This window comes from Corynebacterium sp. DNF00584 (assembly GCF_001552965.1).
Lineage (GTDB): Bacteria > Actinomycetota > Actinomycetes > Mycobacteriales > Mycobacteriaceae > Corynebacterium > Corynebacterium phoceense.
This window is the reverse complement of the sequence record NZ_KQ959749.1, coordinates 115,150-134,704: the sequence shown is the minus strand read 5'-3', so window position 1 is coordinate 134,704 and position 19,555 is coordinate 115,150. Positions and strand designations below refer to the sequence as shown.

The window sequence follows — 19,555 nt, the reverse complement described above, 5'->3', positions numbered from 1 at the left end:
TCACTCAAGCAGAAGCTAGTTCAGGCCCGCGTAGGAATGCAGGCCGGAGACGACCATGTTGATAAAGAACAGGTTAAAGACCATCGTAGCCATAGCCACGATATTTATCCACGGAGCAGCCTTCCGCATTGATGGAGTAGCGCGTGCGTGGAGGTACGCGGCGTACAGAACCCACGTCGCAAAGGAGACGGTTTCCTTCGGGTCCCAACCCCAGTAGCGGCCCCAGGCGGCCTCGGCCCAGATGGCGCCGAGCACGATACCCAGGCCCAGCGTGGGCAGCGTAATGACAGCGGTACGGTACGCGAGAGTATCCAGCTTCGTCGCGGTGGGCAACGGCTTGACGATGCCCCCAATAAAGCCATGCTCCTTCCCCTTCGGCTGCCAGCTGCGCAGGATGCTCAGCAGCGAGGACAGACCAGAAAAGAGGCCGATGGCAGCGCCGAGGGAGACGACGGTGACGTGCACCGGCAGCCAGTAGGAGCGCAGCGCCGGGACGACGGGGGCGGACTCGGCGTAGAGCTTCGTGCCGCCGAAGAACATGAGTGCCAGGACCGGGACGAGGATCCACGGCCACAGGGTGCGCCACTCCTTGCGCTGCAGCGCGATGGAGGAGACGATCATGACGCCCGCGGTGACCATGAGGACGTACTCGTAGAGGTTGCCGAACGGGAAGCGGTGCGCAGACAGGCCGCGCAGCACGATGGCGACGACGTGGACGGCAATGCCGATCCACAGCAGCGACTGCAGCATGCCACCAATCTTGTTCGCGGTAGCCTCGGCCTTCTCCGCATTTTCTTGCAGGTTGCTGGGGCGTTCCTCAAGGAGAACGCCGCCCGACTGACCTGCGGCGGGCACCGCCGCCTTCAGGACGCGCCGTGCGTCGATGACGGCTTGGATGCGCACGTAGTAAAAGAGGGACAGGAACAGAGAAATCACGTAAAGGACCAGCGCAGTCCTAAACGATAAGTCCGAGAAATTGGACAGGTTCTGATCGACGAGCATGGTTACACAGGCTACCCCGCCCCGGCGACCGAGTCCAACTTTTGACGGAGTTTTATATCCTGCTAATGACCTGGATACGGGGGTAAGACGCTAGTCGTCGACCCAGATATCGTCTTCTTCAACCTCGTCCGCGTCCGGCAGCTCCATGAGGATGCGGTAGAGTTTGTCGAATTCTTCGGACCAGCCAGCGCGGTCCGTGCGCGCGAGACCGCCCATCTCGACTTGGGTGGTGCCATCATCATTCGGGCGCAGGCGCACCCACACGCGGCGGCGCTTGATGACGAGCGAGCCCACGAGCGAGAGCAGCATGGCGAGCGCCGCAATGAGCAGCGGTGTCTGGGCCGGGTTGTGAGAAATCTGGTAATTCGCGAACTCGGAGGCGCCGTCGAAGGTGAGCTTCGTGCCGTCGTCGAGCGTGACCGACTCGCCCTGTGTGAGGTTGACGCGGTCGACTTTCTGGAGCTGACCCGAGTGCATGAGCGATGAGTCGAGCGAGAAGATGGACTGCGCGACACCTGTGTCGAGGCCCGCGTCGCCGCGGTAGATGTCAATAGCGAGCGCCGGGTCTGTCAGTGCCGGGTATGCCGAGGCGAGCATCTTGCCGTTCTCGCCGGTCCACTCGGCCGTCGGTGCAAAAAGGCCCTGCAGCGCGATCTGGTTCTGGCGACGCTCATAGAGGTCCGGGTACATGCCCGCCGGCGGGTCGAAGCGCATAGCGCCCGAAGAGAGGAAGCGGGTCGTCTCCGTGGGCTGGAACTGCATGGTCTGCGTGCGCTTTTCGCCATTCGGCCATTCGATGGTCACGGTTGGTGCGTAGCCGTGCCCCTGCAGGTAGACGCGGTCCGTGGACAGGCGCAGCGGGTGATTGACCTGCAGCTGGTAGTCCTGCCACTCAGACTCGTCCTTGTAGATGTCCTGACCCTCGGCATACGAGATATTCGAGGTGAACATCTCGGCCTGGCCATTGGACAGGTACTTCGCGGTGAAGTCATGCGCGATGAAGCAGAAGGGGTTGAGGCCTGTGCCGTCGAAAAGCGCTCCGGCACGGAAGGAGTCGAAGTTCGAGGTCGAGGTATTGCAGAACTCCGTGGACTGGTCGACCTTCGTCGCGTTCTCGTAGGAGCCGGACTGCGTCACGACGATGACCATGCCTTCGTAGGAGAAGAACTTGCCCAGCGCCACCGCGGCAAGGATAGCCACGAGACCGATGTGGAAGATGAGGTTAAACAGCTCGCGGGCGTAGCCGCGCTCGGCGGAAATGGAATACGCCCCGGCGCGATCCTCGTCCGGCTGCACCTCCGTGAAACGCCACCTGCCCAGCATCTTCTTTGCGGAGGCCTGCAGCTCGTCGAAGGAGCGTTCCGAGGTCGCGGCCGCATGCAGCGGCATCTTCTCCAGGTAGCGCGGGGCACGCGTGGGCTTGGAACGCCACGCCTTGTAGTGATCCCATGAGCGCGGGATGATGCATCCGATAAGCGAAATGGCCAGCAACAGGTAGATGGCTTGGAACCACACGGATTCGAAGACATCGAAAAGCTGAAGCTTGTCGTAGATCTCCGCGACCTTGCCGTTGGAGGCAATGTACTCGTTGACGTTCGTCTCGTTGAGCGAGCGCTGTGGCAACAGAGACCCCGGAATGGCGGCGGCGGCGAGCAAGAAAAGCAGGGCCAGTGCCGTGCGCATACTGGTGAGCCAGTGCCACGCTTTGCGCAAATATTTCACGAAGTCTCCTTACATAGACGCGACTGCTAGATAAGCGTCGCGCCGTAGTTGAAAGTCCACTGCTGGATGAGGTTAATAAACTCTGCCCACAGCCCCGTCACGAGGGAGAGGCCGACGAGGATCATGAGCACGCCGCCGAAGATCTGGATAGCGTGGGTATGGCGCCGCAACCAGTCGACGGAGCGCACTGCCTTAGCCGAGCCCAAGGCCACGAGCACAAACGGCAGTCCCAGGCCCAGGCAGTAGGCAACAATGAGGAACGTGCCCCGCACCGCCGTCATGCCCGCGGTGCCAGCGCTCACCGAAATGATGGCCGCGAGCGTCGGCCCCAGGCACGGGGTCCAGCCGAGGGCAAAGACGCCACCGAGGAGCGGCGCGCCCAGCCACGTGGTCCAGCGCTTGGGCGCCATGCGCGTGTCCTTCTGCAGGACCGGCACGATGCCCATGAAGACGATGCCCATGAGGATCGTGATGACGCCGCCCACGCGCATCAAGGAGTCAGCATTGAGCCGGAGCGCCGAGATCGCGCCGAAGACGGAGACCGTCGCGAGCATGAAGACCACGGTAAACCCGAGCACGAAGAGGATTGCCGCGAGCGTCACGCGGCCGCGACGACCCGACACGCGCACGCCCGCCGCGTCGTACTCCACCGAGCCGCCGACGACGGAGGCGAGGTATGAGATATAGCCCGGCACGAGCGGCACGACGCACGGCGACGCGAAGGACACGAGTCCGGCCGCGGCGGCGGCGAGCAGGCCCAGCAGCAGTGGGCCGCTCGCCGCGGCATCAGCGAAAGCCTCGCCCATCTATTCCTGCTCCAGTTTATCGATGATCTCGAGCAGCTCCTTGTCCGTCGTCTCCTTGAGGAGGACGGCGGCGGGACGGTGCTGCTTGTCGAGCACGATGGTGGTGGGCACGACGGACGTGGGCACGCCGCCGAGCGCAGCGGCCGTCTTGAACGGCGGATCGTAGATGGACGGGTAGGTAATCCCGTTATCCTTCACGAAGTCGCGCGAGATGTCCGGGTTGTAGTCGCGGACGTTAATGCCCAGGATGGTGCCGGTGCCACGCTTGTCCAACTCCTCCTGGACGCGCTGCAGGTCATCCGACTCGGAGCGGCACGGCGCGCACCACTGGCCCCACGAGTTGAGCACGACGATCTCATCTTTGAAATCGGAGAGCGAAATCGTCCTCCCTTCTTCCAGGAGGGACTCGCCCGAGAAGTCCTGCAGCGGCTTGCGCTCTTCCGCGGGATACTCGATGACGGTCTGGCCGCCGGGCGAGATGAACTCGAAGGTTCCCCCCTGGGCGACGGCTTGGTCCGCGTTGTCCGAGGTGCAGGCGCTCAAAGTAAGGCCGGCGACTACAACGGCGATAGCGATCTTAAATTTCATGTGCCGGTGCGGAGTAGAAGATGTCAGTGATTTCGGAGCCCTTAAACACGAGCGAGGTCACGGAGGCGAGCTCGCATTCGCGATTCCAGGGGGCATGGGCCAGGCGCTTGCCCAGCACAGTGCGCTGCACCATGACGATGGGCAACTGGTGCGACACCAGAATGGCTTCGTGGCCCTCGGCGGCGACGCGGCCACGCTCGACGGCGGCCATCATGCGATCCGCGATGACGTCGAAGTGCTCGCCCCACGACGGCTCCAGCGGGTTGCGCATGAGCGGCCAGCGCTTGGGGTTCCACAGCTGCGAGTTCCAGCCCTTGGTGCGCAGGCCCTCAAACTGGTTGCCGGACTCGATAAGGCCCTTGTCCGTCTCCACGTCGAGGCCCACGACCTTGGCGATCTCACCCGCGGTCTCCTGGGTGCGCTGCAGAGGCGAGGCCACCAAGTGCTCCACGTCGTGACCCAGGAAGGACTGCGCGGTACGCGCAGCCTGGGAGAAGCCGCGCGAGGACAGATGGTAGCCCGGAATGCGCCCGTAGAGAAGCTTCTCCGGGTTGTGCACCTCGCCGTGGCGCACCAAGTGCACGATGGTCGTCGACATAGTGTGTTCTCCTTTTAGGATGCCGGCTGCGCAGCGGCCGCGGCCTTCGCCGCCACACTGGCGGCCTTCTCGATTACCTCAAAATCATCGTCGGTGAGCGCGTCAGATACAAACCACGTCTCGAACGGCGACGGCGCAGCGTAGACGCCGTTCTCCAGCAGCGCGTGGAAGAACGGGGCAAAGCGGTACGTCTCCGCGGCCTTCATCTCCTCGAAGTTGTGACCCTCGCCCTCCGCGAAGCGCAGGGAGAACATCGTGGACGCGCGCTGGATATGGTGCGCGACGCCCTCGGCGGACAACGCAGCAGACAGGATGCCGGTGAGACGGTCCGCATGGGAAGCCAAGCGGTCGTAGAGGGGGGCATCGGCAAGCTCCAGCGACTTGAGGCCAGAGGCCATCGCCACGGGGTTACCGGAGAGGGTGCCCGCCTGGTAGACGGGGCCCAGCGGCGAAAGGTAATCCATGATCTCGGCGCGGCCGCCAAAGGCCGCGGCGGGCAGGCCGCCGGAGATGACCTTTCCGAAGGTGACGAGGTCACCTGCAACGCCATCCACGCCATACCAGCCCTTGTAGGAGGTACGGAAACCGGTCATGACCTCGTCGAGGATGAGCAGCGCGCCGTCCGCGTGCGCAATCTCCTTGAGCGCCGCGTTGAAGCCCTCAGCCGGAGCGACAGTGCCCATGTTGCCGGCGGCGGCCTCCGCGATGATGCAGGCAATCTCGCCCGGATGCTCAGCAAAAGCCTTCTTCACGGCCTCCAAATCGTTGTAGGGCACGACGATGGTATCCGCCGCCGTCGCACCCGTCACGCCCGGGGAATCCGGGAGCGCGAACGTCGCAACGCCGGAGCCCGCGGCGGCAAGCAGCGCGTCCACGTGGCCGTGGTAGCAACCATCAAACTTGAGGACTTTAGAACGGCCCGTAAAACCGCGGGCCAGACGCACGGCGGACATGGTGGCCTCCGTGCCGGAGTTGACCATACGGACCTTCTCCGCAGCGGTGCGCTCGACGATAGCCTCCGCGAGGAGAGCCTCGCCCTCCGTGGGCGCGCCGAAGGACAGGCCATCCACGGCCGCCTTCTGCACGGCCTCGATAATCTCCGGGTGTGCGTTGCCGTGAATCATGGGGCCGTAGGAGCTCACCAAATCGACGTACTCGTTACCGTCCACGTCCCACAGGCGCGAGCCCTTGCCCCGTGCGATAACGCGGGCTTGACCGCCCACCGAACCGTACGCGCGGACCGGCGAATTCACGCCGCCGGGGATGACTTGGGAAGAACGCTCGAACCACTGCTGGGACTGGGAGATATTAGGCATGGGAATCATTGTAACTATTTAAGCGCCATACAAAAGTCTGATATTGCCACCGCGCCTCACCTCGCTTAATCTGGGGTCACACACTGTCACATACCCGGGGGGGATATCGTGCTCACACGCACCGTCACTTTTTCTGCCATTACCGCTCTCACCTTGTCCTTGTGTGCCTGCGCTGCACCTGCGCCGTCGCTCGCACCGCGCCACACCACCACGCCCGTCTTCGCCGAATGGACGCCCGCTCTTTCTCCCACGCCCCTGCGCCCGCGCCCTTCCACACCCCCGCCCACGCTTTCCGATGCCCCCTCTCCCACCCTCGCGCACACATCCACGTCTACACCGGTCCGCATATCTGCGCCGGCCCTTTCGACACCTCCGCCCGCCCCGGCTCCGGCTCCTGCGCCGAAGCCCGCACGACCCAAGGCTCCCGCGCTCCCTCGCATGCCCGAACTTCCTGCTCTGCCCACCGTCCCCACCTTGCCGCCGCCACCTCCCGCTCCGACCCTGCCGCCGCTTCCTGCGCCGCCCACCCTGCCGCAACCTACTCTGCCGCCACCACCCCAAATGCCGAACATCCCTGCGCTTCCTGCCCCCCGCATGCCAGACCACCTGAACTTCACATAACCGCTGTTCAACGCATATACATGCGTTCATGTTGACCCCCTATTTTAGAGTGGCATTCGTACGTTAGTTCCCCTCCTTCATATCTCTCCCGGAGCCGAATCATGACGACCGCCACCACTACTTCCACCCCGCCCACCCGTTTCTACGCTCCCACCAACCCCGACTGCCCCGAGACCCGCGAAGCCGCCCGCATGCGCCGCGAAGAATTCGCATTCTGGGAAAAGCATCTCCCGGAGCCCTCTCTCGACATCGATCTCGTCCTGCGCCGCCTTCAGGCCATCACGGGCAAGGATCTCACCGAAATCAATAACTACATCTCCGCCCTCTACCGCCTGCGCGAGCTGCCCAAGCTGGCTGCCCTCCAGGCAAAGTATTTCTTGCTCGACTTCAATCGTCTCATCGGCATTGACAAGGCGCTCGACCGCCTCGGCGTCGCACCGCAGTTCCTCTACGACCAGGTCGATCAGGCGCTCATCGACTACCTCACGCCCCGGCGCGCCAACCAACATCTGCCCACGCGCGCCAATATCGTGCGCCGGGTCCGCGAAATCATCACGGCGCTCGATGACACCATCGCCATGCGCAAGGGGCACAAGAAGCGCCGCTTCCGCTCCGATTCCGAATTCATGTCCCTCGAGGTCGAGGAAGAAACCCGCGCCATCATCGACCAGCAGGTCCGCGAGATGGCCAAGGAGCTCGGCGTCCCGCTTGCCGATGCCGCCGTGGCGCTGCTTACTGGCGCCGTCAAGCCCACCGCGCACGTCATCCTCCACACGTACCGCGCGACGGACGTGGAATTCGCGCCCACCTTCATCGAGGGCTATGGCACAACGTTAGAAAATCTAACGCCCACCGTGATTCGCGACGAGTCCCAGGTCGAGGAGTCTTGTTCGTACAAGACACCGGACGTCATGGCGAAATTCATCGAGGGCCGCGACGGCACGTGTCGCTTCCCTGGATGTAAGCGCCCCGCACACAAGTGCCAGAAGGATCATTGCGTCGATTTTTCTGACGGTGGCCCCACGCACCCGTCGAACCTGTTCTCCTTCTGCCAGCACCACCACAATATGAAGACGGACGGGCGTTTCTATTACATCCCTCACCCGGAAACGGGAGATCTTGTCTTCCTTTTCGAGGACGGCACCTGGGAAATCACGGAGCCCTCGGGCCCGCTCTCGCCCAAGCAGAAGCACTGGGTCCAGTCCGTCTCCCAGAACATCCAGGCCCGTCGCCGCAGCTCCCGCGCCGAGGCCCAGGCCCTCAAGATCGAGCTCGACGGCCAGATTGTTGAAATTTACGAGGCCCCGCAGCCCGACCCGGACGAGCCCGCGCCGTTCTAGTTCCGCCTAGCCGGTGACCTTCAGCCCGATAATTCCGCCCACAATCATCGCCACGAACAGCAGTTTCACCGCGGTCATCGTCTCAGCACCCGTGAGGAAGGAGTAGCCCAGCGTCGCCACCGCGCCGATGCCCACCCACACGGCATACGCAGTTCCCACCGGAAGCGACTTAAGCGCCCACGCGAGCCCGCCCATAGACACCGCGAGCCCCGCAAAGAAAATGACAGTGGGCCAGAGCTTCGTCATGCCTGCCGAGCGGTCGAGCGCCGTCGCCCACACCGCCTCAAACAAACCGGAGATAACCAACACGAGCCACGACATAGCTATCCTTCTGGCCGTCTTGTCGCGTGGCCGGGTACGGCTCCCTCGTCCGGGGCGCACACCTCTGCGCGCCTGCGCACCATTCTGGCACACTCGATTCCATGAAGATCGCATTTTTAGGAACTGGCCGTATGGGCACTGAATTGGCCCGTCATCTTTTGAAGGACCACGAGGTCACCGTGTGGAACCGCACCGCCGAGCGCGCGCAGCCGCTCGTCGACGAGGGCGCTACACAGGCCGCGACTCCGCAGGGCGCTGTCAAGGACGCCGAGGTCATCATCACCTCGCTCTTCGGCCCTGACGATGTGCGCGAGGCCGTCATTAAAACTGACGTTATCCCCGCCGGTATCCCGTGGATCGACACGACGACTGTCTCCCCTGCCGCCGCCCGCGAGTTCGCAGAGGCCGTGCCCACGTACGTCCACGCGCCCGTCGTGGGCTCACTCGGTCCGGCCCGCGCGGGCGAGCTGGGCGTCTATGTGGGCGGCGCGAATCGCGATATCAGGGATCTCGCCGTTGAGACCGCCCGCCCCTGGGCCCACCCAGACAAGCTCATCCCCGTCGACTCCGGCGCGGCCGCCGCGACCGGCAAGCTGCTCGCCAACATGGCGCTCTCCGTCATGGCCGAGGGCGTCAAGGAAGCCCTCGCGCTCGGCGACGCCGAGGGCTTCAGCGAGGAGCAGGTCCTTGACATGCTCTCCATCACGGGCCTCAACTTCATGGCCACCATGAAGGGCCCGTTCATCCGCGGCGAGCGTTCGACCGATCCGGGCGACTTCACGGTGGACGCACTGTGCAAGGATTCCAAGCTCATGGTCGCCACGGCCACCGAGCCGCTGCCCGCCGTCGAGGCCGCCATCGCACGCTTCGAGCACCAGCAGGAACTCGGCCACGGCAACGAGGACTTCTCGTCCATCTTCGTCCACAAGGATTAACAAGGACACGCGCCCGACCGTCAGAAAAAGTGACACCTCAAACGACCACCTCTACAAGGCAGGCATGTTCTACTACAACCCAGACGACCCAGCCGTGCTGGTGGAGAAGCGTTTCGGGGTGGGCATCGACTTCAACTACGCGCGCTGGCAGGCCAAGGCGTTCTTGGCCGCCATTGCGGTGCTCATTATTGGATCAATCGCGCTGCCGCTGCTCGTGAGTCAGCAATAACCGCGGGCACGCCCACGCCGCCGGCCCAGGCGCCGGTGACGTCGATGCCGGGAACCTCGGCGATGGCTGCGCGCGTGGCCTCGACCGTTGCAAGGTGGGTCTCGTCGTAGCGCGGCAGGCCACCGAACCAGCGCTGGGTGTAGATTTCGTTCACTCCGGTCGCGCGGCCATCGAAGCCGGTAATCTTCTGCAGATCGTCGAGCGCGTAGTCGACGAGGTCGTCTTCCTCGGCGCGGACGAGGGCGTCATCGCCATAGCGGCCGAAGGAAGCACGGACGATGAAGCCGGGGCGCTCGCCGATGTGCGGCCACTTGTTAGACGAGATGGTGAATGCTTTTGCATGCAGGTCGGGCTCGTCAGCGGCGATGAGGATGCCGGTGGCGTCCGGAATCTTATTGCCCTCCGGGTCGACGTTGGACGCGAAGTTGAAACCAACGACGGCGGAGCTGGCGAGCTTGACGGACTTGAGGGCATCGGCAGCCTTGGGGGCGACCTTCGGTAGCAGGCGCGCGGTGGTGGGAGCCGGGGTTGCGAAGAGGACACGGTCGAACTCGCCCAGCTCAGCGGGGGCACCGGCGACCTTGAAGCCAGCGTCAGTTTTTGTGACACCCGAAATGAAGGTGTCGAGGTGGATCTCGGCGCCAGATTTCTCGGCGAGGGTCTCGTAAAGCGTCGCGTAGCCACCCGGGAACGCGGCGAAGACAGAGCCCTCGGCCGGCGAACGGTTGGACTCGATGTGCGTGATGGCAGCGGAGAGGGTGACGGGGCCCTCGGCGGCGAGGGTGTCGAGGGCATCGGCAAGCTGTGGCACCGTTGCGCGGACGCCGAGGTCATCAGCGGTGCAAGAGTACACGCCGCCAAGCAGCGCCGAGACCACGTGGTCGACAACGTCATCGCCATACTGCTGGCGAATGAGTTTGCCCACGGAGACGTCCTGGCCCGGGGTCCACTCGAAGGGCTGCTCGTTTTCGATGCGGGCGTTGGTCTCATCAGAAACCAGGTCAATGGGCTGCGACGGGATACCCATCATGCCGCCCTTGGGCAGGAAGTGGAGCTCGCCGCCGGAATAGATGCGGGGGCGCAGCTCCCGATTCGGACGCGCAAAGTCAGTGAGGCCGAGTTCCTCGAAGAACGCGACGGCGTCCGTGCGGCGAGCGATGAAGGCCTCGGCGCCCATGTCCATAGGACCGTCGTTGAAGGGCACGGTGTACAACTTGCCGCCGATGCGCCCCGCCGCCTCGAACACGTACACCTCGTGGTCGCGCAGCTCATAGGCCGCAGTAAGCCCGGCGACGCCGGCTCCGATGATGGCAATCTTCATTATTAGCCTTCTCCTCTAGCCTTCGTTGTGAATGATGGCGACGGCGCGAGTGATAGCGTCGGCGTCAGTGGTGGGCAGAACCCCGTGGCCGAGGTTCCAGATGTGGCCGACGCCGGCGGCGTCGACCTCGCTCTTGATCCTTTGTACCTGTTTGCGGACGGCATCGTCGCCAGCGAAGAGCAGCGCCGGGTCGAGGTTGCCTTGGAGGACCTTGGTGTTGACTCTGTGCGCAGCAGCGTCCATGGAGACGCGGTAGTCGACGCCCATGACCTCGGAGCCGGCCTCGGACATGGCCGTGAGCAGCTCACCGGTGCCGACGCCGAAGTGAATGCGGGGAATCCGGCCTGCGGCAGTAGCGAGAATGCGGGTCGAGTAGGGCAGGACAAACTCGCGGTAGTCCGCCTCGTTGAGGAAGCCCGCCCAGGAATCGAAGAGCTGCATGGCGTCGATGCCGGCAGCCATCTGCTGCTCGAGGAACGCGATGATGGTCGGCGTGAGTCGTTCCATGAGCGCATGCCACAGCTGGGGCTGGGAGTGCATGAGCGCCTTGGTGCGCTCGTGGTTCTTGGAGGGGCCGCCCTCGATGAGGTAGCTGGCGAGAGTAAACGGTGCGCCGACGAAGCCGATGAGGGCTTGGGTCTCGGTGAGTTCGTCGTTGATGATCTGGATACCTTGGGCGACCTCGGTGATCTCGTGGTCAAGAATGGGCAGGTTCGCGATGTCGGCCTCGGTACGGACCGGGGCGTCCATGACAGGGCCGCGGCCGGGGACGATCTCGACGTCGACGCCCGCCGCCTTGAGCGGGACCACGATGTCCGAGAAGAGGATGGCAGCGTCCACGTCGTGGCGGCGCACCGGCTGGAGGGTGATCTCAGCGAGCAGCTCCGGCATGAAGCAGGAGTCGAGCATGTCGATGCCCTCGCGCACCTTCTTGTACTCCGGCAGGGAGCGCCCAGCCTGGCGCATGAACCACACCGGCGGGCGGGACGGCGTGCGGCCATAGGCGGCCTCGATGATCGGGGCATTGCGAGTGGTCATGCTGGGATCCTTTGTGTTGTGAAGAGAGTTAATCAAGCGTCGGGCGATTGTTTTCGCGAATGAACTCATTCGCGTCGGGGCGGTACATGAGCACCGTCGCGCCGAGGAGGAGGAACGGGATGGCGACGAGCAGCAGGCCACCCGCGCCGATGGCGATAGCCGCGATATTGAAGAAGCAGGACAAGCCGACGACGGCTGCGAGAATGGTGCGCGCGTGCTTCATTGCGCGGGCGAGCTGTGGCGCGACGAGCGCGATAATGATGGCGGCGGCGAGATTCGTCCACGACACGAAATGGCGATTCTCGGCGAGGAACTGGGAGAAGGCGGTATTCGACGAGTCGCCCGGGCCGAAGAAGCCGGCGAGTCCGGTGAGCGCCAGGTAGACCGCGGCGACGACGAATACCCAGTAGGCGTACTTCAGTGAGTTGGGCCAGATCCCAAGATCGACGGGTTTCTTCTGTCCGCGCGCAGCTCGGTTGTAGTCGTGGGGAAAGGCGTTCGTCATCGCGGGGCGTCGTCTTTCTTTTTCTCTTCGGCTTCGCGCTTCTTTTCTTCCTCGCGCTTCTTCTGCTCCTCCTCGAGCTCCTTCTGGAGCTTGCGGATTTGCTCGTACTCGCCGGTGTACTTGATGACCGGCTCGCGGGAACCGAAGTAGACGCCGAGACCACCGGCGACGCCAGCGACGATTTGGATCATGCCGTCAATGGCAAAGAGCCAATCGGGGGCATCGGAGCCCGCGGGCGAGGTGACGAAGACGAAGACGACGCGCAAGGCGTAGTAGAGCCCGAAGATGAACAACAGGCGGCGCGCAGTTCCCGCCCACTTGTGCTTCGCACGGAAGAGGGTGAGCATCCAGGCGAGCACTCCCAAGATCACAAACGCGACGAAGGCGGAAAAGCCGATGGACAGGTACGCCGAGAGCCGCACGAGTCCGTCCGAATACGCGGTGGGGTCCTCGTCGCGCAGGAACTTCGACATCTGAGCGACCATGACGTCACGGTTGAGAATGCCGAGGATGACCTGCAGGATCTGGTGGACGACCTCCGCGCCGAGAGCGACGGCCCACACGCCCATGGCGTAGACCGCGGCCTCGGGCCACGGGGACTTCTCCTGCTTCTTCGCAGCAGTCGTGTCTGGGGTCTGGTCTGGAGTCTCGCTCAAAGTGTTAAGCCTTCAGCTCGCGGGCGGCCTCGACGGCGTAGTACGTGAAAATTTGGTCAGCGCCCGCGCGCTTAATGGCGGTAAGCGACTCCATCATGACGGCGTGCTCGTCGATCCAGCCGTTGGCGCCGGCCGCCTTGACCATCGCGTACTCGCCAGAGACCTGGTACGCGGCGACAGGCACGGAGGAGAACTCGGCGATGGCAGAGAGCACGTCGAGGTACGGCAGGGCGGGCTTGACCATCACGAAGTCGGCGCCCTCGTCGATGTCGAGCTCGACTTCAAGCATGGACTCGCGGAAGTTGCGCGGATCCTGCTGGTAGGTGCGGCGGTCGCCCTGGAGGGAGGAGCCGACGGCCTCGCGGAACGGGCCGAAGAACGCGGAGGCGTACTTAGCGGAGTAGGCCATGATGGCGACGTCCTCGTGACCACCCTCGTCAAGAGCTTCGCGGATCACGCCAATCTGGCCGTCCATCATGCCGGACGGCGAGACGATGTGGGCACCGGCGCGGGCCTGAGCACGCGCCATGTCGGCGTAAAGCTGCAGGGTGGCGTCGTTGTCCACGCGGCCGCGGTCGTCGAGGACGCCGCAGTGTCCATGGTCGGTAAATTCGTCAAGGCAGGTATCGGCCATGATGAGCAGGTCGTCGCCGAATTCCTCGCGCAGGGCCTGAATGCCGCGGTTCAAGATGCCGTCCGGCTGCCAGGCAACGGAGCCCGTGGCGTCCTTGTCCTCGTCGAGCGGCACGCCGAAGAGATCGATGCACGGCACACCCGCGTCGAGCGCTTCGTGGGCGGCGGCCTTGAGCGAGTCGATGGTGTGCTGGTAGACGCCCGGCATGGCGGAAATCTCGCGCTTTTCGGAGATTCCATCCGCGACGAACATCGGGAGGATGAGGTCGCTCGGGTGCAGGTGCGTCTCGGCAACGAGCTCCCGCATGGCGGGCGACTGGCGCAGGCGGCGCGGACGACGGACAGGGAAGGTGCTCACAGCGTGAATGCTCCTTTTACACAAGTAGTTAATGCCTAATCGACTTTAGTAGCCTTCTTGCGCGCACGGCGCTTCTTCCGCGGCGCGGGAAGATTGCCGGCGGCGCGCAGGGCAGCGACGTGCTCCGCGAGGGCATCGATAAGCGCGGGCACTTCCGCAACCTCCGGGACGACGTCGACGCGCAGGCCCATCTCTTCCGCGGCGGCCTGCGTAGAGGGGCCGATGCAGGCGATGATCGTGCGGGCGTGCGGTTTGCCGGCGATGCCCACGAGGTTGCGCACGGTCGAGCCGGACGTGAACGCCACAGCGTCAAAAGCGCCGGACTTAATCATGTCGCGGATTTCCGCTGACGGCGGGGCGGCACGGACGGTGCGGTAGGCAACGACATCGTCGACTTCCCAACCGAGGGCCTCGAGGCCCTTGGGCAGGGCCTCGCCAGCAAGATCGGCGCGCGGCAGGAGGATGCGGCCCACGGCGTCGATGTCTTCCACGTAATTGGGGAAAACCTCGAGCAGGCCTTCGGCATTCTGCTTCGTGCGATCCGGGAGCAGCTCGGGGACCATGCCCTTTTCACGGATGGCGTCGGCCGTCTTCTGGCCCACGGCGGCAAGGTGAACGCCGGCGAAATCGCGGGCGTCGAGGCCGAGCTCGAAGATCTTGTCCCAGACTGCTTTCACCGCATTAACGGAGGTGAAAATGATCCACTTGTAGCGGCCTTCGACAATGCCCTTGATGGCGCGATCCATCTGCGCCGGGTTGCGCGGCGGCTCGACGGAGATAGTGGGCACAGACTGCGGAATAGCACCGTAGCCGGCGAGACGCGCGGACATCGCGGCGGCCTGCTCCTTGGTGCGCGGCACGAGCACGCGCCAGCCGTAGAGCGGGCGGTTTTCCCACCACGAGTATTTCGTGCGGTCATCGAAGCTACGGCCCAGGGTCACGACAAGCGGGCCGGGAAGTTCGGCGCAGAGCTTGCCCAGGGTGCCAAGCGTGGTCTCGTGGGTGCGCTGGAGACGCGTGGTGCCATGCACCGTCACGTAGGCCTCCGTGTCCGCAGGCATGCCGCGGGACTGCAGCTCGCGCGAGATATCCGCGAGCTGCTCCTGCGTGGTCTGCAGGACGAGCGGCTGGGTGGCGTTGGCCAGGGCGTCCCAGTCGGCACCGTCGCTGAGATCAGCTTCGGTGTAGGCCGAGCCGAGCGCGAGACCAGCAAAGGAGGGCACGGTGGACGGCAGGGACATGCCCGGCACGACCTGGAATTCCATGCCTGCTGCGGCGACGGACGAAATCTCGTCCTTAATGGACTCGCGGCCCAGCGGGTTGCCAGCCACGAGACGGATGACGTCCCCGCCTTGGTCGAGCGCGGACTGGAACTGCGCGATGAGATCCTCTGCCGGGTCTTCGATGATGGCGGCAGTCGGGGCGGCGGGGCGCGGCGGCTTGCGACGCGCGCCGTTGGCCTTTGCCTCGGCGCAGATGCGGGCGTACTCCTCCTCGGCGGCATCAAGAAGCTCTTGTGGAACCGGGAGCGCGGACGCGATGGTCTCGCGAATACCGCCCGTGACCTCCGGATCGACGACGGCAAGCGCGTTATGCGCGAGCACCTCACGGGCACGAATGGTCAACAGGTCAGGGTTGCCTGGACCAGCGCCGACGAAGATGACTTTGCCCAGTGGCTCCGGGGAGTCAGAAATAGACGCTGACACGGGGTTGCTCAATGTGAAGGTTCTTTTCTATGTACGGGCTTCAAGTTCAGGGCGACACGCTCTTACACGGGGGTCATGCCGGGATCAGATCGCGGCATGTGGTATCCACACTTTAATTTAAAACCTGCAGTAAGCGAAATTAGCTCAGGAGCTCTGCCGCGCCGCGAGCGAAGAGATCCTCGGCCACGCGGTGACCCAAGGCGCTGGCGTCTGTGCCTGTCGCCTCGGAAATGAGCTGGCGTGATCCGTCGAGCGCGAAGACGCCGCCGCGGACCGTGAGCTGGTCGCCGTCCCAGTGGGAGGTCGCCGCGACGGGCGCGGTGCAGCCGGCCTCAAGGCGCGCGAGCACCTGGCGCTCGGCCTGAGCTGCGGCGAGTGCGCGCGGGTCCACGATGGCATCCAAGGCTTCCGATGCCGCCGTTCCCACCTTGGCCTCAATCGCCAAGGCACCCTGCGCCGGGGCGGGCATGAACGTGTCAGGATCGAAGACCTGGGTTGCCGCGTCCGCACGACCCGCGCGGGAAAGGCCAGCGTAGGCAAGGATGACGGCGTCGAGTTCACCGGAGGTCACCTTGCCCATACGCGTATCGATGTTACCGCGGAGGGGGCGGATGTCCAGGTCGGGGCGCAGGGCCTTGAGCTGCGAGATGCGGCGCGGGGCGGAGGTGCCCACGGTGGCACCCTCGGGAAGCTCGGCGAGGCTAAGGCCGTCGCGAGCGATGAGGGCTTCGCGGTTATCTTCACGCTGCGGCACGATGAGGCGGAAACGCTCATCGGCTGCGGTGGGAAGATCCTTGAAGGAGTGGACTGCGATATCGCACTCGCCACGGTCGAGTGCCTCGCGCAGCGCCTGAGTAAAGACGCCCACACCAATGCGCTCGACGGGCGCCATGTTGGTATCACCCGCCGTCGTCACGATGTGGAGCTGCACCGGGTAGCCCGCCGCCGCGAGCCAATCGCGCACGTGGCCGGACTGCGTGGTGGCGAGCATGGAGCCGCGCGTACCGATTTTGAACATGGTGTTTATCTCCTAAATTTCGGTGGGCAGTTCGGCAGCGTTGACAGCAACGCCCTCAGAGCCGGTGTCCTCGAGGTTGAGGCCAAAGAGCTGCTGCAAGGCGGTCTCATGGCTCACGGTGCCAGACGTCGCGGCGAGCTGTTTAGCACGCACCGTCGGCTCGTGGAGCAGCTTGTCCACCACGCGCTTGAGGGCGCGGTTGACGTCCTTGAGCTGTGCTTCCGTGAGTTCTGGGTGCTTCTGCTCGAGGCGCGCGGCCTCACAGTGCACGAGGTCCGCGGCATGCTTACGTAGTGCGGAGACCGCAGGTGCCACGTCACGTACGCGCTGTGCCGAGCTGTAGGAATCCAGCTCCTCACGCACGATATCGCGCGCCTGGGAGTGCGGCCCCTCGTGGACCTCGCCGCTGGTGAGGTCGTTGGACAGGCGGTCGATATTGACGAGCTCGATGCCGTCCTTCTTAGCGCAGGCCTCATCAATGTCGCGCGGAAGCGAGAGATCGATGAGCATGAGTTCGCGGTCCGGCATGTCGGACGCAGCGATGGTAAACCCCTGCGCGCCCGTGGCGGAGACGGCGACGTCGACGCGATCAAGGACAGTGGCGCGATCCGCGAAGTCGACGACCTCAGCCTTCACGCCAGCCTGAGCGGCGTGGTCGGCGACGCGCTCGGCGCGCTCACGCGTGCGGTTCGCGATGATGAGGCTCGCGCCCAGTCGGCCCGCGTGCGTCGCGGCGAGCGAAGCCATGGCGCCGGCGCCGAGGATGAGCACGGTCTTGCCTGCGAGATCCGAGGTACCCATGACCTGCAACGCACGGTCAAAGGAGAAGGAGACCATGGACGCGCCGGCGTCATCGATGGCGGTTTCCGAGTGCACGCGCTTGCCGGCGTGGAGCGCGGACTGCGCGAGCGCGTGAATGCGCGGACCCACCGTGCCCTGATCCGCGGCCTTCTGGTACGCCGTGCGCACCTGGCCAATGATCTGCTGCTCTCCCACGACCATTGAGTCCAGGCCCGAGGTGACGTTCATGAGGTGCTCCGCTGCCGCGTCCGCGTAGCGGACATACAGGTAGTTGCGCAGCTCATCGGCCGTCACGCCGGACTGCTTCTCCAGCACGTCGACGACATCCTTGACACCCGTGTGGAAGGAATTGGTGACGGTGTAGACCTCCATGCGGTTGCATGTGGAAATGATCATCGCTTCGCTGAGAGAGCCCTGGCCCACCAGCTTGCCGCATGCGTCGTTTTGGATCTCATCGGCCATGCTCAGCCGCTCCAGTAACGCAACCGGCGCCGACTGGTAGGACATGCCTACGACCAGCACGCTCATGAACGCTCCTTATCAACCCTTTGGATGAGAAAAATCAACCAAAAGACTACTAGCTGTGCCTACCCTAGGGGTAGTAAGGGTGGGCTTAGTCTACCGCAAGTTCGGCAGCGAGCTCATCGTTGTCGACTTCCCAACAGGCGAATTCTTCGCCATCTATCACCACAACCGGAACGCGGTCGCCATATTCCATCGCCAGCTCTTTGTCCTCGTCAACGTCGCGCGCGGTCAGGCTCGCGCCAGCGGCCGCGACCACGGGCTCTATCTGCGCATAGACGCGCGTGCAGGATCCACACGTGGCGCGCACCATGAGTTCGACTTGTCGCATTTTCCCTCACCCTTCGCGCTGAGCTGTTTCGTCCTAAGATGTACACGATACCGCCGCAGTCCAAGGAGCCTCGTGTCCGCCACCCCTACCCCACCGTCCATGCCGCCCTCACCCCGCGACTTCCTCGCGAATTGGACGGCCAGCCGCGGCAATCTGCGCAATTTCCTTGAGAACACGGCGCTCGCCCCGCTTGACGATGCCGCCCAGCGTACGGCCGGCGAAGCCGCCGCGGCCGCCGCAGCGGATCTCTTCGACATCACGCTTGATAACTACACGGCCGGCGTGGACTCGGTCGAGGGTTCGTTCACTTCGGCCGGACGCGCCCGCATCACCCCGCCCGACCCCGATATCCCGCAGGATGCCGGGGCGGCCGCCTTCTTCGACGTGGATAACACGCTCATCCAGGGCTCCTCGCTCATCGTCTTCGCCATGGGACTGTTCCGCCGCCGCTATTTCCGCATCCGCGAAATCGCCCCCATCGCGTGGAAGCAGGCGAAGTTCCGCTTCTTGGGCCGCGAGAACGCCAACGACGTCGCCGCCGGGCGCATCCAGGCCCTCGAGTTCATCAAGGGCCGCTCCGTGGAGGAAATGGTGCAGCTCTGCGAGGAAATCGTGGACGAATCGCTCGCGCGCAAGGCCTACCCCGGCACACGCCAGCTCGCAGAAATGCACTTGGACGCCGGCCAGCAGGTCTGGCTCGTCACCGCGACCCCGGTCCAACTCGCACAAATTCTGGCACACCGCTTCGGGTTTACTGGCGCGCTCGGCACCGTCGCAGAGGTCAAGGATGGCAAGTTCACCGGCCGCCTCGTGGGGGACATCCTGCACGGCCCCGGTAAGAAGCACGCCGTTGCGGCGCTCGCGACGATGGAGGGGCTCGACCTGGATCGCTGCACCGCCTACTCAGATTCCGCGAATGACGTGCCCATGCTGTCCATGATGGGCACCGCCGTGGCGATTAACCCGGACGCCAAGCTGCGCGATATCGCGGAGGCTCGCGGATGGCTCATCCGCGACTACCGCAGCGTCCGCAAGGCCGTGCGTACCTACGGCGTGCCTGCACTGGTCACCGCGCTGTTCTCCTACGGCGGCTGGAAGGCTTTCAAACGCTAGACGCTAAGGAAACCTTTAAAAAGGGGGGGGCATCGGCAAGCGCATGCGAAAGGTCCCAGCCACACCGAGGTGTGA

At 64.4% G+C, this 19,555-nt stretch carries 20 protein-coding genes and 1 riboswitch; of the genes, 4 read left to right on the top strand and 16 right to left on the bottom strand.

Features of this window, described 5'->3' with window-relative positions:
- Nucleotides 1-15 precede the first annotated feature (15 nt).
- The 6 genes from ccsB to hemL form a co-directional block, all read right to left on the bottom strand.
- Nucleotides 16-1,002: a c-type cytochrome biogenesis protein CcsB gene (gene ccsB, locus HMPREF0307_RS06470; protein ID WP_066489743.1), complete on the bottom strand. Its 987-nt coding sequence runs from the start codon at nucleotides 1,000-1,002 to the stop codon at nucleotides 16-18.
- A 90-nt stretch (nucleotides 1,003-1,092) separates the two neighbouring features.
- A complete protein-coding gene (locus HMPREF0307_RS06465; RefSeq protein WP_066489740.1) occupies nucleotides 1,093-2,724 on the bottom strand; it encodes a cytochrome c biogenesis protein ResB in 1,632 nt (543 codons plus the stop codon).
- Nucleotides 2,725-2,750: 26 nt separating this feature from the next.
- Nucleotides 2,751-3,530 carry a cytochrome c biogenesis CcdA family protein gene (locus HMPREF0307_RS06460; protein WP_066489737.1) on the bottom strand — a complete coding sequence of 260 codons (780 nt, stop codon included), beginning with the start codon at nucleotides 3,528-3,530 and terminating at the stop codon, nucleotides 2,751-2,753.
- The gene (locus HMPREF0307_RS06455) at nucleotides 3,531-4,118 is read right to left on the bottom strand and encodes a TlpA disulfide reductase family protein (RefSeq protein ID WP_066489734.1); all 588 of its coding nucleotides are present in this window, start codon (nucleotides 4,116-4,118) and stop codon (nucleotides 3,531-3,533) included.
- Complete coding sequence (locus tag HMPREF0307_RS06450) at nucleotides 4,108-4,716, bottom strand: histidine phosphatase family protein (RefSeq protein WP_066489722.1); 609 nt, start codon at nucleotides 4,714-4,716, stop codon at nucleotides 4,108-4,110. The genes HMPREF0307_RS06455 and HMPREF0307_RS06450 overlap by 11 nt, the downstream gene beginning before the upstream one ends.
- Nucleotides 4,717-4,730: 14 nt before the next feature.
- Nucleotides 4,731-6,041, bottom strand: coding sequence for a glutamate-1-semialdehyde 2,1-aminomutase (gene hemL / locus HMPREF0307_RS06445; RefSeq protein ID WP_369799430.1), 1,311 nt, complete (start codon nucleotides 6,039-6,041; stop codon nucleotides 4,731-4,733).
- 713 nt (nucleotides 6,042-6,754) lie between these two features.
- Between hemL and HMPREF0307_RS06435 the strand changes: the two genes are divergently transcribed.
- Entirely contained in the window at nucleotides 6,755-7,993 is a 1,239-nt protein-coding gene (locus HMPREF0307_RS06435) for an HNH endonuclease signature motif containing protein (protein ID WP_066489704.1), read from the top strand.
- A gap of 6 nt (nucleotides 7,994-7,999) precedes the next feature.
- Here HMPREF0307_RS06435 and HMPREF0307_RS06430 read toward each other — a convergent pair whose 3' ends face one another.
- A complete protein-coding gene (locus HMPREF0307_RS06430; RefSeq protein WP_066489701.1) occupies nucleotides 8,000-8,314 on the bottom strand; it encodes a DMT family transporter in 315 nt (104 codons plus the stop codon).
- A gap of 9 nt (nucleotides 8,315-8,323) precedes the next feature.
- Nucleotides 8,324-8,390: riboswitch (guanidine-III (ykkC-III) riboswitch) on the bottom strand.
- Between the two features lie 25 nt (nucleotides 8,391-8,415).
- Between HMPREF0307_RS06430 and HMPREF0307_RS06425 the strand changes: the two genes are divergently transcribed.
- Together HMPREF0307_RS06425 and HMPREF0307_RS12560 are read left to right on the top strand one after the other, a co-directional pair.
- Nucleotides 8,416-9,249, top strand: a complete 834-nt coding sequence (locus HMPREF0307_RS06425) for an NAD(P)-dependent oxidoreductase (RefSeq protein ID WP_066489699.1) — start codon at nucleotides 8,416-8,418, stop codon at nucleotides 9,247-9,249.
- Nucleotides 9,250-9,313: 64 nt separating this feature from the next.
- Entirely contained in the window at nucleotides 9,314-9,478 is a 165-nt protein-coding gene (locus tag HMPREF0307_RS12560) for a DUF5808 domain-containing protein (RefSeq protein WP_196131259.1), read from the top strand.
- On the opposite strand, the gene HMPREF0307_RS06420 is transcribed toward HMPREF0307_RS12560, so the two are convergent.
- The 9 genes from HMPREF0307_RS06420 to HMPREF0307_RS06380 all read right to left on the bottom strand — a co-directional run bounded on the left by HMPREF0307_RS06420 (nucleotide 9,435) and on the right by HMPREF0307_RS06380 (nucleotide 18,367).
- Nucleotides 9,435-10,799 (bottom strand): protoporphyrinogen oxidase, encoded by a 1,365-nt coding sequence (locus tag HMPREF0307_RS06420; RefSeq protein ID WP_066489696.1) that lies wholly within the window; start codon nucleotides 10,797-10,799, stop codon nucleotides 9,435-9,437. The two genes, HMPREF0307_RS12560 and HMPREF0307_RS06420, sit on opposite strands and share 44 nt — an antisense overlap.
- A 15-nt stretch (nucleotides 10,800-10,814) precedes the next feature.
- On the bottom strand, nucleotides 10,815-11,837 hold the full coding sequence (gene hemE / locus HMPREF0307_RS06415) for a uroporphyrinogen decarboxylase (RefSeq protein WP_066489692.1): 1,023 nt from the start codon (nucleotides 11,835-11,837) through the stop codon (nucleotides 10,815-10,817).
- A 28-nt stretch (nucleotides 11,838-11,865) separates the two neighbouring features.
- On the bottom strand, nucleotides 11,866-12,342 hold the full coding sequence (locus tag HMPREF0307_RS06410; protein WP_066489686.1) for a hypothetical protein: 477 nt from the start codon (nucleotides 12,340-12,342) through the stop codon (nucleotides 11,866-11,868).
- The gene (locus tag HMPREF0307_RS06405; RefSeq protein ID WP_066489676.1) at nucleotides 12,339-12,998 is read right to left on the bottom strand and encodes a hypothetical protein; all 660 of its coding nucleotides are present in this window, start codon (nucleotides 12,996-12,998) and stop codon (nucleotides 12,339-12,341) included. Before HMPREF0307_RS06405 ends, HMPREF0307_RS06410 begins: the two co-directional genes overlap by 4 nt.
- A gap of 4 nt (nucleotides 12,999-13,002) precedes the next feature.
- Nucleotides 13,003-13,989, bottom strand: a complete 987-nt coding sequence (gene hemB / locus HMPREF0307_RS06400) for a porphobilinogen synthase (protein ID WP_066489668.1) — start codon at nucleotides 13,987-13,989, stop codon at nucleotides 13,003-13,005.
- A gap of 35 nt (nucleotides 13,990-14,024) precedes the next feature.
- Nucleotides 14,025-15,695, bottom strand: a complete 1,671-nt coding sequence (locus HMPREF0307_RS06395) for a bifunctional uroporphyrinogen-III C-methyltransferase/uroporphyrinogen-III synthase (protein WP_231725093.1) — start codon at nucleotides 15,693-15,695, stop codon at nucleotides 14,025-14,027.
- A gap of 139 nt (nucleotides 15,696-15,834) precedes the next feature.
- Entirely contained in the window at nucleotides 15,835-16,713 is an 879-nt protein-coding gene (gene hemC, locus HMPREF0307_RS06390; RefSeq protein WP_066489653.1) for a hydroxymethylbilane synthase, read from the bottom strand.
- Nucleotides 16,714-16,725: 12 nt separating this feature from the next.
- Entirely contained in the window at nucleotides 16,726-18,042 is a 1,317-nt protein-coding gene (locus HMPREF0307_RS06385) for a glutamyl-tRNA reductase (protein ID WP_066489649.1), read from the bottom strand.
- 85 nt (nucleotides 18,043-18,127) lie between these two features.
- Nucleotides 18,128-18,367 (bottom strand): glutaredoxin family protein, encoded by a 240-nt coding sequence (locus HMPREF0307_RS06380; protein ID WP_066489646.1) that lies wholly within the window; start codon nucleotides 18,365-18,367, stop codon nucleotides 18,128-18,130.
- Between the two features lie 99 nt (nucleotides 18,368-18,466).
- Between HMPREF0307_RS06380 and HMPREF0307_RS06375 the strand changes: the two genes are divergently transcribed.
- The gene (locus HMPREF0307_RS06375; RefSeq protein WP_066489644.1) at nucleotides 18,467-19,480 is read left to right on the top strand and encodes an HAD family hydrolase; all 1,014 of its coding nucleotides are present in this window, start codon (nucleotides 18,467-18,469) and stop codon (nucleotides 19,478-19,480) included.
- The last annotated feature ends 75 nt before the right edge of the window (nucleotides 19,481-19,555 follow it).